13 protein-coding genes are annotated in these 14953 nt (G+C 44.6%); 4 read left to right on the top strand and 9 right to left on the bottom strand.

Features of this window, described 5'->3' with window-relative positions:
• Position 1: 1 nt before the first annotated feature.
• A complete protein-coding gene (aroB, locus tag F5613_RS10115) occupies positions 2 to 1063 on the bottom strand; it encodes a 3-dehydroquinate synthase (RefSeq protein WP_179399673.1) in 1062 nt (353 codons plus the stop codon).
• 5 nt (positions 1064 to 1068) lie between these two features.
• Positions 1069 to 3690: an alanine--tRNA ligase gene (alaS, locus tag F5613_RS10120; protein WP_179399674.1), complete on the bottom strand. Its 2622-nt coding sequence runs from the start codon at positions 3688 to 3690 to the stop codon at positions 1069 to 1071.
• Positions 3691 to 3792: 102 nt separating this feature from the next.
• Here alaS and F5613_RS10125 point away from each other — a divergent pair, with 102 nt between their 5' ends.
• From F5613_RS10125 to F5613_RS10135, 3 genes are all read left to right on the top strand, one after another.
• A complete protein-coding gene (locus tag F5613_RS10125) occupies positions 3793 to 4776 on the top strand; it encodes a M23 family metallopeptidase (RefSeq protein ID WP_079682641.1) in 984 nt (327 codons plus the stop codon).
• Positions 4777 to 4786: 10 nt separating this feature from the next.
• Complete coding sequence (locus F5613_RS10130; RefSeq protein WP_068186516.1) at positions 4787 to 5146, top strand: MerR family transcriptional regulator; 360 nt, start codon at positions 4787 to 4789, stop codon at positions 5144 to 5146.
• An 85-nt stretch (positions 5147 to 5231) separates the two neighbouring features.
• Complete coding sequence (locus F5613_RS10135) at positions 5232 to 5612, top strand: DUF3127 domain-containing protein (protein ID WP_179399675.1); 381 nt, start codon at positions 5232 to 5234, stop codon at positions 5610 to 5612.
• Between the two features lie 65 nt (positions 5613 to 5677).
• Here F5613_RS10135 and F5613_RS10140 read toward each other — a convergent pair whose 3' ends face one another.
• The 7 genes from F5613_RS10140 to surE form a co-directional block, all read right to left on the bottom strand.
• Entirely contained in the window at positions 5678 to 7930 is a 2253-nt protein-coding gene (locus F5613_RS10140; protein ID WP_179399676.1) for a RelA/SpoT family protein, read from the bottom strand.
• 80 nt (positions 7931 to 8010) lie between these two features.
• Entirely contained in the window at positions 8011 to 9537 is a 1527-nt protein-coding gene (locus F5613_RS10145; protein ID WP_179399677.1) for a lytic transglycosylase domain-containing protein, read from the bottom strand.
• A 6-nt stretch (positions 9538 to 9543) separates the two neighbouring features.
• Entirely contained in the window at positions 9544 to 10233 is a 690-nt protein-coding gene (locus tag F5613_RS10150) for a DUF5683 domain-containing protein (RefSeq protein WP_179399678.1), read from the bottom strand.
• 7 nt (positions 10234 to 10240) lie between these two features.
• A complete protein-coding gene (locus F5613_RS10155; RefSeq protein WP_079682646.1) occupies positions 10241 to 11125 on the bottom strand; it encodes a ParB/RepB/Spo0J family partition protein in 885 nt (294 codons plus the stop codon).
• Between the two features lie 18 nt (positions 11126 to 11143).
• Positions 11144 to 11908 carry a ParA family protein gene (locus F5613_RS10160; protein ID WP_079682647.1) on the bottom strand — a complete coding sequence of 255 codons (765 nt, stop codon included), beginning with the start codon at positions 11906 to 11908 and terminating at the stop codon, positions 11144 to 11146.
• A gap of 193 nt (positions 11909 to 12101) precedes the next feature.
• Positions 12102 to 13238 carry a lipid-A-disaccharide synthase gene (gene lpxB, locus F5613_RS10165; protein ID WP_179399679.1) on the bottom strand — a complete coding sequence of 379 codons (1137 nt, stop codon included), beginning with the start codon at positions 13236 to 13238 and terminating at the stop codon, positions 12102 to 12104.
• Complete coding sequence (gene surE, locus F5613_RS10170; RefSeq protein WP_068186531.1) at positions 13235 to 14011, bottom strand: 5'/3'-nucleotidase SurE; 777 nt, start codon at positions 14009 to 14011, stop codon at positions 13235 to 13237. Before surE ends, lpxB begins: the two co-directional genes overlap by 4 nt.
• 162 nt (positions 14012 to 14173) lie before the next feature.
• On the opposite strand from surE, the gene F5613_RS10175 reads away from it, so the two are divergent.
• The gene (locus F5613_RS10175) at positions 14174 to 14905 is read left to right on the top strand and encodes a NigD1/NigD2 family lipoprotein (protein ID WP_179399680.1); all 732 of its coding nucleotides are present in this window, start codon (positions 14174 to 14176) and stop codon (positions 14903 to 14905) included.
• The last annotated feature ends 48 nt before the right edge of the window (positions 14906 to 14953 follow it).

The following is a 14953-nucleotide window of genomic DNA, read 5'->3' on the forward strand; positions in this document are numbered from 1 at the left end:
ATTAAATGCCAAAACTTTCGCGGTAAAAATCGAACGACTCAAGTACTTTTTCTTTTGTTACCGATTGATTGATCTGAACCTCACCTACTTGAGAAAGCAGGGTGAAATTAATAATACCTCCTTCATTTTTCTTATCGTGCGTCATAAGCTCGTACAAAGCCTCGTAATCGTCGCAATTAAAGAAAAACGGGGGATAATATTTCTTCAGATAATATACCACCTGCGATAGGTTTTCCATGGGGAAACCACACTTTTTGTAAGACAGATATAGCTCGCTTACCAAACCGGCGGCAACGGCATGTCCGTGCAATACGGGTCTTCCCTTTCTGAAAGATAAACTTTCGTAAGCGTGACCAACGGTATGTCCCAGATTAAGGGCCTTGCGTATGCCCATCTCTTTAGGATCTTCCTCCACAATCCGCTCCTTTACAGCTACGGATTGAGCTACCATCTGATTCAGCAGGGTATAGTCTACCAGGTCCAGATCAAATGAGAGGATGGCATGATAGGTTTCCATGTTGCTAATTAATGCATGCTTCACCATCTCGGCATAACCCGAAAGCAGGTTGTCCCGGTCTAACGTCTTCAGAAAAGACGAATCGATCAGCACGCACAACGGAGGATAAAAAGAGCCTATCTCATTTTTAAGTCCGTTAAAATTTATACCGGTCTTCCCTCCTACTGCGGCATCCACGGAAGCCATCAGTGTAGTTGGCACATTTACAGAATGTATTCCGCGTTTAAATGTAGCAGCCACAAAACCACCCATATCGGTGATCATGCCGCCTCCCACATTTAACAGCAGCGAGTTTCTGGATGCACCTTCGTTGCAAAGGCGCATCCAGATTGCTGTTACCTGTTCAATATTTTTATTGGTATCTCCGGCCTCTACCGTAATGACCGGCGCTCCCTGCAATTGGGGAACCTCCTTCAGCATCGGCAAACAGAGTTCCAATGTATTGGAATCTGTAAGCACGAATAGTTTGTCATACTTTACCGACTGGAGAAAATTCTGTAACTCCGACTGTAAGTTTTTACATATTATTACGTTCTGAGCCGCCATAGTTCTTAATTTAATCCGGCTGCTTCTACAATGGCATTCACTGCATCAGCCAGTCCGTTAACATCCTTTCCTCCGGCTGTAGCATAGTGAGGCTGACCGCCGCCACCGCCTTTGATGAATTGAGCTCCCGATTTGATCAGCTTGCTTGCATCAAGTCCTTCGGCAACCAACTCGTCGCTTATCATCACCTGAAGCTGGCATTTAGCACCTTCGTCCACACCGGCAACAAACAGGAATTTACCCTTTACCTCGCCACGGATCTGGAATGCCACATCTTTCATTATCTCGGAACTTCCGCCTCCACGGAATACAATCACCTTTACACCTAGTTTTTCAGGGGCTTCATCAATAAGACGTTTTTTAAGTTCAACCGCCTTTTCTTTCAGGAATTCGCTAACCTGTTTCTTAAGTTCGGAACTTTCTTCGATTGTTTTCTTAATAGCCTGTGCCAGGTTCGGAATGTTATTCATCATGCCGCGCAATTCGCGGATTAAATCTTGTTGAGCATACAGGTAGTTTTCGGCTCCCTGGGCAGTAACGGCTTCAATACGACGTACGCCGGCGGCAATGGAGCTTTCGGCTACAATACGAAACGCACCGATCATTCCGGTGGCGGGGATGTGAGTTCCACCACAAAGCTCGACAGAACTTCCGTACTTAACCACACGCACTTCGTCGCCATACTTTTCGCCGAACAATGCCATGGCTCCCATTTCTCTGGCCTGAGCAATCGGCATGGAACGGTGTTCCTCCAACGAGAAGTTGGAACGAATCTTTTCCGACACCAGCTTTTCAACAGTTCGGATCTCTTCGTCGGTCACCTTCTGGAAGTGAGAGAAGTCGAAACGTAATGATTCCGGAGATACATATGAACCCTTCTGTTCAACATGGTCGCCCAACACTTCGCGTAAAGCTTCGTGCAACAGGTGGGTGGCAGAGTGATTACACTCGCACTGGATTCTCTTTTCCGTATTGATTTTAGCGGTGAAGGTTGCCGTAATATCTTTTGGCAATTTAGCTGACAGATGAACCGCCAGGTTGTTTTCGCGCTTTGTATCGATAATATCAAGCTGCTCATCGTCCGAGATAAGCCAGCCTGAATCTCCTACCTGTCCACCCATTTCGGCATAGAAGGGAGTTACATCCAGTACAAGCTGATATAGTTCTTTATTTTTCTGTTTGATTTTACGGTAACGCAAAATCTCGGCATCACATTCAAACTGATCGTAACCAACAAATTTACTGTCGCCTTCCTTCACAATAACCCAGTCGCCAGTTTCGATGGCGGCAGCATTACGTGCACGGTCTTTCTGCTTTTGCATCTCGGCTGTAAATTCGTCGATGTTTACCTCCATCCCGTTTTCGCGAAGAATAAGTTCGGTAAGGTCTAACGGAAAACCAAAGGTATCGTACAGTGTAAAGGCATCCACCCCGCTGATAATGTTCTTGCCGGCAGCTTTAGCCTCGTCAATCTTCTTATCCAGCAAACGAATACCGGTTTCCAGCGTACGCAGGAAGGATTCTTCTTCCTCCTTGATTACTTTTTCGATCAGGGTTTTCTGTGCCTGCAACTCCGGATAAGCATCGCCCATCACCTCGATAAGAGTAGGCAGCAGCTGATACATAAATGCTTCGCGACGGCCCAGGAAAGTATAGCCGTAGCGAACGGCACGACGAAGAATACGACGGATTACATAGCCGGCCTTTGCATTGGATGGCAGCTGACCGTCTGTAATTGAGAAAGCGATGGTACGGATATGGTCGGCAATTACACGCATGGCAATATCTTGCTGGTTGTTTTGGCCGTAAGTAACTCCTGCCATCGAAGCGATATGCTGAATAATGGGCTGGAACACATCGGTATCGTAATTCGAAATTTTACCTTGCAAAGCCATACAAAGACGCTCGAAACCCATACCGGTATCAATTACCTTGGCAGGCAACGATTCCAATGAGCCGTCTGCTTTACGGTTGAACTGCATAAATACAAGGTTCCATATTTCAATTACCTGCGGATGACTTTGATTAACCAGTGTCAATCCGTCTACTTCGGCACGTTCGTGGTCCGGACGGATATCAACGTGTATTTCAGAACAGGGACCGCAAGGACCGGTGTCGCCCATTTCCCAGAAATTATCTTTTTTATTTCCGTTGATGATACGGTCTTTAGGCAGGTACTGTTCCCAATAGCCTGCAGCCTCGTTGTCGCGCTCCAGTCCTTCGGAGGCACTTCCTTCAAATACGGTGGCATACAAACGGTTCGGATCCAGCTTAAGTACCTCAACAAGGTATTCCCATGCCCAGTTGATAGCCTCTTTCTTGAAATAATCGCCAAAAGACCAGTTTCCCAACATCTCGAACATGGTGTGGTGGTACGTATCATGACCTACCTCTTCAAGATCATTATGCTTACCGCTTACGCGAAGACATTTCTGAGAATCCGCGACACGGGGATATTTTATGGGCACATTCCCCAAAATAATATCTTTAAACTGATTCATCCCTGCATTGGTAAACATCAATGTAGGGTCTCCCTTAATTACCATAGGTGCGGAAGGTACAATCTGGTGTTGCTTGGATGCAAAGAACGATTTAAATGATTCCCGGATTTCTTTTGCTGTCAACATAATCAATAATCTGTATTCTAGTGTCGTTAATATTCTGAAAAACAATTTGCAAAAGTACCATAAATTATTATTTTTGCACTTAGTTCACGCAATAAATATTCAATGAAACTATTCAAAAGTCGGAAAACATACTATTTATATAATCCTAATACACTTAATTACGAGCGGGTTTATCCTTCCGCCAAGGATCGCTTTTTTATTGTTCTGCGCCATCTGAGCATTGGTATCGCGATTGGTGTAGGTATATTCTTTATAATGGTATATGCTGTGGAGTCTCCCAGGGAGTCGCTCATGCAAAAGGAGAACAAGCTGCTTCAAACACAATACGAGGTATTATCCCTTCGGCTTAACGAGGCTCTCAGTGTATTGAACGATATTCAGCTTCGGGATGAAAACCTGTACCGCGCAATCTTTCAGACCGAATCGATTCCCGAGTCGGTGCGTAAGGCCGGTTTTGGCGGCACCAACCGCTACGAACATCTGCTTACGCTAAGCAACCCGGATCTGGTGGTTTCCACCACTCAAAAGATGGATATGTTAAGTAAACAGCTTTACATCCAGTCTAATTCGCTGGAAGAACTTATCCATCTGGGTAAAAATCAGGAAGAACGGCTGAAGTGTATCCCTGCCATCCAGCCCATATCCAATAAAGATTTACGGCAGACGGCTTCGGGCTACGGGATGCGTATCGACCCTATCTACCGTACTCCCCGCTTCCATTCGGGGATGGACTTTTCCGCTAAAAAGGGAACGGATGTGTATGCTACCGGAAATGGAGTGGTTACCTTTGCTTCATGGAAACAGGGGTATGGCAATTGCCTGGTTATAAAACACGGATTCGGTTACGAGACGCTTTACGGCCACCTTGATAAGTTTAAAGCCAGAGTAGGCCAGAAGGTTACCCGCGGCGAAGTTATCGGTACGGTTGGAAACACGGGTAAGTCTACCGGTCCGCATTTACATTACGAGGTTATGGTACGTGGTAAATACGACAATCCTGCCAAGTATTACTTTATGGATCTAACACCCGAAGAATACGACAGGATGATTCAGATTGCAGAAAATCATGGTCAGGTAATGGATTAATAAAACAAAAATGGGACTTAAAAAAGATAAGGATGTCAAGATTTATTCTTCTATCAGCGAGGTAGCTCAGCTCTTTGGGGTAAATGAGTCTACACTGCGTTTTTGGGAGAAGGAATTTGATATTATCAATCCCAGAAAGACTGCCAAAGGTACCCGCTTCTATACCAAGGAGGATATTGATGCCGTACGGCTGATCTACCACCTTGTAAAGGAAAGAGGACTCACCCTGGCAGGTGCCAAACAAAAACTGAAAGATAACAAAGATACAGTTATCCGGCAGGAAGATATTGTAAACAGACTTAAAGCCATACGCGAAGAGCTGAACAAATTAAAAGAGGCCTTTGATGCGCTTCAGCCCGGCAACGAATAAGCTGTAACAAAAATTGGAGACAATAAATTAGTACGTAAAGGCGAAAATAAGTACATTCGCATCCTATTTATAAAAAGCGACTAACATGGAAGTATCAGGAAAGATTATTGCTATTCTACCCATTCAAGGAGGAACCAGCAAAAGTGGAAATGAGTGGAAAAAGCAGGATTATATCTTGGAAACACATGATCAATACCCCAAAAAGATATGCTTTAACTTGTGGGGAGAGAAGATCGATCAGTATGCCATTCAATCCGGCGAGGAAGTTACCGTCTCTTTTGATATAGAAAGCAGGGAGTTTAATGGTAAATGGTATACCAATATCAACGGATGGAAAGTAGATCGTGCCGGTGCTGCACAGGCTATGCCTGCAGCCGGATACACCCCGGATAACTTTGCCACGGGTGCCGTACCTACCGCTCCCGACTTTGGACCGGTAAATCCGATTGATGATCTGCCTTTCTAAACAATAGGACATAAAGCGGGCCGGCTCTTTTGAAACAAGAACCGGCCCGTTTTTATTTTATCCTATTAGTCGGCAATCCTGCCTACCGATTTGATATTTTTAATTTTGGCCAGGGTTACACACATCTTCTGAATATCTTCCACATCGTGTACCTTCATTTTAATCTTGCCTTCAAAAACCCCGTCTTTAGCTTCGATTGTCAGCCGCTGGATATTTACCGAAAATTGCTCCGAGATGGTTTTCGTAATGATATTGAGCACACCGATGGAATCTATTCCTTTTACTTCGAGCGTCGCTTCAAAAGAGGCGTTTTTATGACTGCTCCACTCTGTAGAAAGGATCCGTTCGCCAAAGCTGCTTTTCAACCGCATGGCAATAGGGCATGAGCGTTTGTGTACCACAACACTACCATCGTCGTTTACAAACCCGAAGGCATCATCGCCCGGAATCGGTTTGCAGCAATCGGCTATCACATAGTTCCGTTCAAAGGCCTCCTCCCTCAACACATAGGGTTTCGTTTTATCGTATGAAGGCTTCTTGTCTGCCTCGTCGGGCAACTGTTCAGGAGTTTTAACCGGTTTAGGGGTTACGCCCAAAGCCTGCTTTACATATTTGAAAAGAACATTGTCCGTTTTCTCTTTCAACAACTTTTTCACATTGTCGGGCAAGGTTACGTCTCCCTTCTCCACAGCATAAAAGAACTCATCACGTTTGGCAAAACCGAAGTAGACAGACAGCTTTTCTATATTGGCAACAGAAGCTTCCACTTCCGATCGGGTAAGCAGGTTCATTACTTTTGTTTCGCCAGACTTGGCCATCTCTTTACGCGTACGTTTCAATACGGCATCAATCTTGGCACGGGCACGGGCTGTTGTAACAAAGCTGAGCCATTCGGGCTGTGGCTCCTGCGACCGGGAGGTAAGCACCTCTACCTGGTCTCCACTGGTAAGCGGGTGACTCAATGGCACCAGCCGGTGGTTTACCTTGGCTCCGATGCAATGGTAGCCGATGTTGCTGTGTAAGGCGTAGGCAAAATCCAACGCTGTAGCGCCGAGAGGTAATGTTTTGATATCTCCTTTGGGGGTGAAAACAAATATTTCGGACGAGAAAAGATTCAATTTAATGGTATCGAGGAAGTCGAGTGCATTGGGATCCGGACTTTCCAGAATCTCGGTAATGGTCTGCAGCCACTTATCAAGTTCGGTATCTTCTTCCACATTATTCTCTTTGTATTTCCAATGGGCTGCAAATCCTTTTTCGGCTATATCGTCCATTCTGCGGCTTCGTATCTGCACCTCCACCCATTGTCCGTCGGGTCCCATCACGGTTAGGTGTAGGGCCTGATAACCATTTGCTTTAGGTCTGCTTACCCAGTCGCGGATACGGTCCGGACGAATCCGATAGATATCCGTTATAGCCGAATAAATATCCCAACATTGATTCTTCTCGTCGATACCCGGAATGGGGTCAAAAATAATACGTACGGCAAAGATGTCGTATATATCTTCAAACGTCACACCTTTGGATTCCATCTTACACCAAATGGAGTAGACAGACTTTACCCTGTCCCGCATCTCATAGGTAAGCCCCATGGCGCTGAGTTTATTGTTTACAGGTACGGCGAAATGATCATAAAGAGCCCTTCGGGACTCTTCCGTTGCTTTGAGCTTCGCCTTTATAAAGTCGTATTCTTTGGGGTGTTCGTATTTAAAGCTTAGATCTTCTAATTCCGTTTTAATGGAAAAAAGGCCCAACCGGTGAGCCAGGGGCGCGTACAGATAGAGTGTTTCGCCGGCAATCTTAAATTGTTTGGCTGGCAACATCGAACCGAGCGTTCTCATATTATGCAGGCGGTCTGCAATCTTGATCAGGATAACACGGATATCGTCACTCATGGTAAGCAGCAGCTTTCTGAAGTTCTCGGCTTGTGCCGATGCCTTCTCTCCAAAGATTCCTCCGGATATCTTGGTGAGTCCGTCCACGATCTGGGCTATTTTCTCGCCAAACATATCGTGGATGTCGTCTACGGTATATTCGGTATCTTCCACCACATCGTGAAGCAGCGCAGAACAAATGGAAGTGGAACCCAATCCCATTTCCCTGCAAACAATACGTGCTACCGCTAAAGGATGAAGGATGTAGGGTTCACCGGAACGTCTTTTCACTCCATTGTGCGCCTGATTGGCAAAATTGAATGCTTTTGTGATACGCTCAACTTTCCTCCTGTGATTGGAATTAAGATAGTCATTCAGAAGGTTAGAAAATTCCTCCTGAATAAGCTGTTCATCTGCTGATAATATATCGTTTGCTTCACTCATATCCACTACCTCCTTTTAATATACTATAGGTACAAATATACAAATATTTGCAAGAAAGTAGCAGTGCTGAGTAAAATAGTTTACACAACAGGGATTTTAAGAACTTGTCCCGGACGGATATCCGAATTAGGCAACCCATTCGTTTCCTGAATTACCTGAGCAGTTACACCCGGGTACTTTTTCGAAATGGTATATAACGAATCTCCCGATTTAACCTTATAGGATATATAATCGCCTGATGCAGCAACCTGTGTTTTTGCGGCGGTCGACTTGGAGGCAGGTTCGGAAGCTGGTTTTTCCGAAGAGGCGGACGGCTTATCGGCAAGGCGTACTCCGCCGTTATCAATATAAAGAACAAGGCGTCTGCCGCTTACCACTTTGGAGGATTTTAACTTGTTCCACTTACGTACATCCCTCGAGGCTACACCATACAGGTTTGAAATCGTATACAGGTTCTCGCCCTTCTTTACTACGTGTGTGATCCGCTCTTTCGTATCCGATTTAGAATCGTTGCCGGAAGCATCCGGGATGAGATTTGCTAAAAACTCTTCGGCCTTGTACTTACGGATGGAGTCTTCCATTGTAACAAATGCATAGGCATGAGCTGCTGTAAGTTTTAAGACAGAAGGAGTTGAGCTACCCGGTATGATATCTCTTTTGTATTGGGGATTGAGCGCTTTAAGTTGTCCGATATCTGCACCCAACACATCCGACACCTGTTGCAGATGAATCGTGTTATTTACCATAACCGTATCGGTTGCCAGCGGCAGCGATGTTTCTATCGCACACAAATTATGGTCGCACGAATAGTTCATGATATAGTTGGCCGCAATAAACAAGGGAACATACGAGCGTGTCTCTTTAGGCAGATAGGGGAAAATCGCCCAGAAGTCGCGTTTGCCGCCCGAACGGCGAATGGCTTTATTTACATTACCCGGACCACAATTATAAGAGGCAATCACCAAATTCCAGTCACCGTAAATAGCATACATATCTTTAAAGTAGCGACAGGCGGCATCCGTTGCCTTAACCGGATCACGGCGTTCGTCTACCAGGCTGTTAATCTCCAAGCCGTAGCTCTTTCCTGTAGGAAGCATGAACTGCCATAATCCGCAGGCACCCACTCTTGAAAGTGCTACAGGATTTAAGGCCGATTCTACCACCGCCAGATACTTAAGTTCCAACGGCAATCCGTAGGCATCCAGTTTTTGTTCGATCAGCGGAAAATAAAAGTCGGCCATTCCCAACATGTATCGTACCAACCCTCTGCGTCTGCCGGCATAAAGTTCGATACAATTCCGCACCACCGGATTGTACGTCATCGGTATAATGCGAGGCAGGCGTTTCAGCCGGTCTACATAAACCGAGTCGGCAAATGAAACATTGAATTCGGAATCCTCACAGAAATCATCTTTCTTTGTAAAATACTGAATATGCCACGTGTTGAGCAGACTGTCTACGTTCGCATCCAGACTCTCGGGTATCAAACCAACTTCTTCCGATAATGAATCTGTCGGCATCGTTTCGTACGTATTAGTCTCTTTCTGAGCAAAGGCGACAGAAAGAGACAGGCATATTCCTGACAGTGCAAGCAGATATCGTCTCATATAGTATTAAAATTTTATGCTGCAGTTCAGACCATAGGTCCTCGAACTATAACTAGTTGGCTGCGTCATCACCGGTTCTACACGAAGAGACAAATCCGGTGAAATATCAAAATCAAACAACTGGGCATCTACATAGGCATCAATCATCGTAATGAAATAGACTCCAACAGTGATGATTACACTTAAATCGCGGTACCGGCGGTAATAGTCTTTACTCCGTTTAAGCTGATCTTTGAAGTTGGCATCATTCAGGTAATCATCGGGGTTTGCATTAGCCGGAAGAAAATCGATCCAACTGTTGTTCTCGAGAGGCTTTTCACTCATGATCCCTTTATAAGCCTCCAGATAATCCTGGTAATTACGATTATTCCAGGTTATTGCATATGCACATCCCATAAACGCACCGTAAACCAACGGAAGCTTCCAATACTTACGGTTGTATATTTGTCCCAATCCGGGAAATATCGCCGAATATAAAACTGCCTTTGTGGGATCTGGCTTAAAGGCCGGAAGTTCGGGCAAAGGCAAAGGTAAGGAATCTGCAGAAGCCAACACGGCTGCCACCGCCGAGTCCGGAACCACAACCTGTGCCTCTGTAGAATCCGTTCGTACCGTCTGAGCAAAACAATGCCCCGGCAACCACGTAAGCAGCAACAGACCTATACCTACACAAAATCGGACTACATACTGAATCATAGGCATTTTATCGTTTCAACTTATCTAAAAGCATGATCAGCTTTTCAAGTTCATCTTCTGAAGCAAAAGGAATGGTAATTTTCCCTTTACCTTTTTCGTTGCACGAAAGATTGACGCGGGTGTTGAAAAAGCGCGACAGATGATCCTTCAACAGATTATACTCCTCGGGTAGCAACTTCTTTTTAGGCTGTTCATCCTTTGCTTCGGGAACTGCTGCTTCGGCGGCATTGCGCACAAGCTCTTCCACCTGGCGGACAGACAATCCATCCTGCAATATCTGTTCGTACAAAGCCAGCTGAATTTCGGGATCCTGTACAGAGATCAGAGCTCTGGCATGTCCCATATCTATCTTCTTATCCTTGAGTCCCACCTGTATTTCGGCAGGCAGTTTAAGCAGACGAAGGTAGTTTGCGATTGTTGTTCGTTTCTTTCCAACCCGTTCACTCAGTTTCTCCTGGGTAAGTTCGTAATTATCAATTAGCTTTTGATAGGCCAAAGCGATTTCTATGGCATTCAGGTCTTCGCGCTGAATGTTCTCTATCAGGGCCATCTCCACCACATGCTCGTCGGCGGCTGTTTTAATATAAGCGGGTATCTCTTCCAATCCGGCTTTAAGGGAGGCTCTGTAACGGCGCTCACCCGATATGATCATATATCTGTCCGGACCAATTTCTTTCAGGGTGATCGGCTGGATAACACCCAATGAGCGTATAGACGTAGCTAATTCTTCCAATGCCTCTTCTTCAAACATGGAACGTGGCTGGTCCGGATTAGGCTGAATTTTTGATAAAGATATTTCACTGATAGAGGATGATCCTCCCGTTTTCAGGTCTTCCATCGTTATTAAAGCATCCAGTCCGCGTCCGAGTGCCGATCTCTTTATTGCTGCCATATATACTTTTATCTTCTTTTATTTGTTCTTATCTATCAGCTCGCGTGCAAGCTGCATATGATTAACTGCACCTCTGGATTCTGCATCGTACAACAATGCCGGAATTCCGTAACTGGGTGCCTCGCTGAGTTTGATGTTACGCTGTATCACCGTAGTGAAAACCAGTTCCCTGAAGTGGCGTTTTACCTCTTCATAGATCTGATTGGCCAGACGAAGTCTCGAATCGTACATGGTAAGAAGGAATCCTTCTATCTCAAGCTGAGGATTAAGCTTCGACTTTATGATTTTAATGGTATTAAGCAATTTGCTGATTCCTTCCAACGCAAAATATTCGCATTGTACGGGGATAATAACAGAGTCTGCTGCCGTAAGGGCATTAACTGTTATTAAGCCGAGTGACGGAGAGCAGTCTATAAGAATAAAATCATACAGCTCTTTTAATGGGAGCAAAAGCTGCTTGAGAATCTTTTCACGCTGATCCAGGTTCAGCATCTCAATCTCCGCTCCTACCAAATCAATATGCGATGGAATTATATCTAAACCTTCAACCTGCGTTTTCGAAATTGCACTCCGCGCATCTACTCCATTCACAATACACTCATAAATGGAAACTTCGACACTGCGGATATCAATTCCCAATCCGGACGACGCATTGGCCTGAGGGTCTGCATCTACAACAAGCACCTTTTTTTCAAGAGCAGCCAGCGATGCAGCCAGATTAATGGTCGTTGTGGTCTTACCCACTCCTCCCTTCTGATTTGCTAAAGCGATAATTTTTCCCATAATTTCACGTTTAATTCGGTAGCAAAACTAAACATAAATCACTAATCCAAATCCTGTTAAGGCAAAACAATCACTGGTTTGTTGATAAGTTGCCCGAACTGTTGATAACTTGCAAATATAAACAGAATAAATTAAATATCTGAACGAACACTTGAAGCCGGCTCCTTTTTTAGATTACTTTATAATATAATCCTTATTTCGGGGTGGACAGAGATTCGAACATATATCGTGCTGCCCGGTGTGATGCGCCCGGACTTCCGAGCCTGCTTATCACCTCGTCGTAACCTTCCAGCATCGTGTTTCTGTAGGCTTCGACCCGGATAATTTTATTCAGTTCTTCGCGGATTGCCTGGCAGGAGAAGGAATCGGCAAACAATTCCTGTACAACTGTTTTATCAGCAATCAGATTGACCAGCGAAATGTATTTGATATGAAAGAAGTGAGTAAACACAAATCTGACCAGCTTTTTAACGGGTGTTTTATAGCAAACCACCTGAGGAACCCTGAAAAGGGCTGTCTCGAGCGTTGCAGTTCCCGAAGTAACCAAGGCCGCCTTACTTTGCTGCAGCAGCCGGTACGTCTGATCAAAGACTATGCTTGCTTTATGATTTCCAATATATTCTTTATAATATCCGGGGTCTATACCCGGGGCTCCGGCAATTACGTATTGAAATTCCGTGAATCCCGAAACGGCATCCAACATAGTGGGCAGGTTGTCTTTTATCTCCTGTCGCCTGCTTCCTGCCAGAAGAGCGATTACCGGTTTATCCGATAATTGGTTTTCCTGTATAAACTGGGCAAATGTTTCGTTGGCACAAGTCCGGTTCGCCACAGAGTCGACCGACGGATTACCAACATATGTCACCTTATAATTCAGCTTCCGAAAGAAATCCGGTTCAAAAGGCAGAATACAGAACATCTTGTCTACATACTTTTTAAAGGACTTGATCCGGTATTGTTTCCAGGCCCATATTTTAGGTGAGATGTAGTAATACACAGGAATGTTCAGAACCGTCTTCACAAACTTGGCTATTTTAAGATTGAATCCCGGATAGTCAATCAATATTACTACATCCGGGTTATAAAGCTTAATATCCTCCTCGCAGGTTTTCATATTCCTCAGAATGGTCTTCAGGTTCAGCAGTACGGGTATAAAGCCCATAAATGCCATGTCCCTGTAATGTTTAACAAGAACTCCCCCCTTGGCCGACATAAGGTCTCCTCCAAAGAAACGGAACTCCGCATGCGGATCTTCCTTCTTTAGTCCGTCCATCAGATTCGATGCGTGCAAATCTCCGGAGGCTTCACCTGCAATCAGATAATATTTCATTGCTCTTCAATCTCCCATTGCTTAAAACGATTCAGGTAAGCATAGTCGGTCACGTCTATCTTGCAGGGGACCAACGAGGCATATCCTGCCTCCAATGCAACGGTGTCGCTATCGTCCTGCACAGGGTGATGATTCTGAAATTCGCCTGTAAGCCAGTAAACCTCTTTACCAGCCGGACTCTTCATCCGTAAAAACTCTTTCACCCAGCGGCCATCGGCCTGTTTACAGACTTTCATCCCTTTTACTCTTGGAATATTAGGTACATTCAGGTTCAAATAGGTTCCTTTTGGCAGTCCCTCCTTCAAAACCGTACGGGCCAGCTTACGGGCCAGACGGCAGCTTTCGGTAAAATCTGCATCGGGATGTGTATCGGTCAGGGAAACTCCGATGGAGGGTATATTAAAGATACATCCTTCAATTGCGGCCCCCATGGTACCCGAATAATGAACACAGATTGCCATATTGGTTCCATGATTTATACCAGAGACCAACAGGTCGGGTTTCCGATCCAAGACTTCGTTCACTGCCAGCTTTACACAGTCTACCGGAGTGCCCGAACAACAGTATTGTGTGAGGCCTTCCTCTTTTTTTACAAGGGTGTAGTGAATAGGAGCCACAGAAGTAATGGCACTGGACATGCCGGAACGGGGTCCGTCCGGAGCAAACACTACAATATCACCTACTGCCCGAAGACAAAATATCAATTCTTTAATTCCTTTTGCCTGAATACCATCGTCGTTCGTGATCAGGATCAAAGGTCTGTCATTCATCATACTTTTATACCTTTCAATTTCGTTGTAAAGGTACAAATTATTTGAGTTCCCTACAAAACAGGAAATCTTTAACATCTTTTTCAATTATTGTTTGCAGCATTTCCGGGCGTCATGCATCTTTATTAGTGTAAATCATAAAGTAACAATATAAAATTGAATTCTATGAAAGCATTTAAAGTATTTGTAATTCTTACCGGTCTGATTTTAACCCCTCTGGTATTTAATTCATGCTTAAGTGACGATGATGATTATTCTTTAGGTAAATTTTGGATATCCATCGCGACTGTCGAGCCGCTTGACAACAATACGTATTCGTTGATCCTGGATGATGGAACGAAGCTTTGGCCTGCTGCTACCAATTATCCGGGTTACGATCCGAAAAATGATCAGCGCGCTCTGGTAAATTACACAATCTTATCGGATTCGATTCAGGGATACGATCATTTTATCAAGGTAAACAGTATCCAAAATATCCTGACTAAACCTATCGCCACGTTAACAGCAGAAAATGATTCTGTTTATGGAAATGATCCGGTTAAAATTATTGACATGTGGGTAGGCGGTGGTTACCTGAATGTACAGTTCGGGTTCAATTACGGTGGGTCAAAGGCACACTTTATCAACCTGGTGCAGGATACAACACAGACATCGACTCCCAAAGTATTGGAGTTCAGACACAATGCCTATAACGACCAGCCCGTTGCCGGTAAAGAAGGTCTTGTAGCCTTTAACCTGAGCAAGTTGGTTGAAGCAGGTAAAGATTCAGTAAATTTCAAAGTCAAGGTTAAGACCTTTGACGGTGAAAAGACGTACGACATGAGTTATAACTGGAAAAGCAAAGAGGTGGAAGCTTCTAAAAAGATTTCGGTAAATTCATTCGGGAATATCAGATAAAACCCTTCCTACATAACTTTTATTTTATCATTTAGTTCAGCAAAAGAG

It is taken from the genome of Macellibacteroides fermentans (assembly GCF_013409575.1).
GTDB lineage: Bacteria > Bacteroidota > Bacteroidia > Bacteroidales > Tannerellaceae > Macellibacteroides > Macellibacteroides fermentans.

Coding starts and splice junctions, on each gene's coding strand:
- alaS (WP_179399674.1), bottom strand. CDS start 3,690: ATGTTGACAGCAAAAGAAATCCGGGAATCATTTAAATCGTTCTTTGCA.
- F5613_RS10150 (WP_179399678.1), bottom strand. CDS start 10,233: ATGATTCAGTATGTAGTCCGATTTTGTGTAGGTATAGGTCTGTTGCTG.
- F5613_RS10130 (WP_068186516.1), top strand. CDS start 4,787: ATGGGACTTAAAAAAGATAAGGATGTCAAGATTTATTCTTCTATCAGC.
- F5613_RS10155 (WP_079682646.1), bottom strand. CDS start 11,125: ATGGCAGCAATAAAGAGATCGGCACTCGGACGCGGACTGGATGCTTTA.
- surE (WP_068186531.1), bottom strand. CDS start 14,011: ATGATGAATGACAGACCTTTGATCCTGATCACGAACGACGATGGTATT.
- F5613_RS10140 (WP_179399676.1), bottom strand. CDS start 7,930: ATGAGTGAAGCAAACGATATATTATCAGCAGATGAACAGCTTATTCAG.
- lpxB (WP_179399679.1), bottom strand. CDS start 13,238: ATGAAATATTATCTGATTGCAGGTGAAGCCTCCGGAGATTTGCACGCA.
- F5613_RS10145 (WP_179399677.1), bottom strand. CDS start 9,537: ATGAGACGATATCTGCTTGCACTGTCAGGAATATGCCTGTCTCTTTCT.
- F5613_RS10160 (WP_079682647.1), bottom strand. CDS start 11,908: ATGGGAAAAATTATCGCTTTAGCAAATCAGAAGGGAGGAGTGGGTAAG.
- aroB (WP_179399673.1), bottom strand. CDS start 1,063: ATGGCGGCTCAGAACGTAATAATATGTAAAAACTTACAGTCGGAGTTA.
- F5613_RS10175 (WP_179399680.1), top strand. CDS start 14,174: ATGAAAGCATTTAAAGTATTTGTAATTCTTACCGGTCTGATTTTAACC.
- F5613_RS10135 (WP_179399675.1), top strand. CDS start 5,232: ATGGAAGTATCAGGAAAGATTATTGCTATTCTACCCATTCAAGGAGGA.
- F5613_RS10125 (WP_079682641.1), top strand. CDS start 3,793: ATGAAACTATTCAAAAGTCGGAAAACATACTATTTATATAATCCTAAT.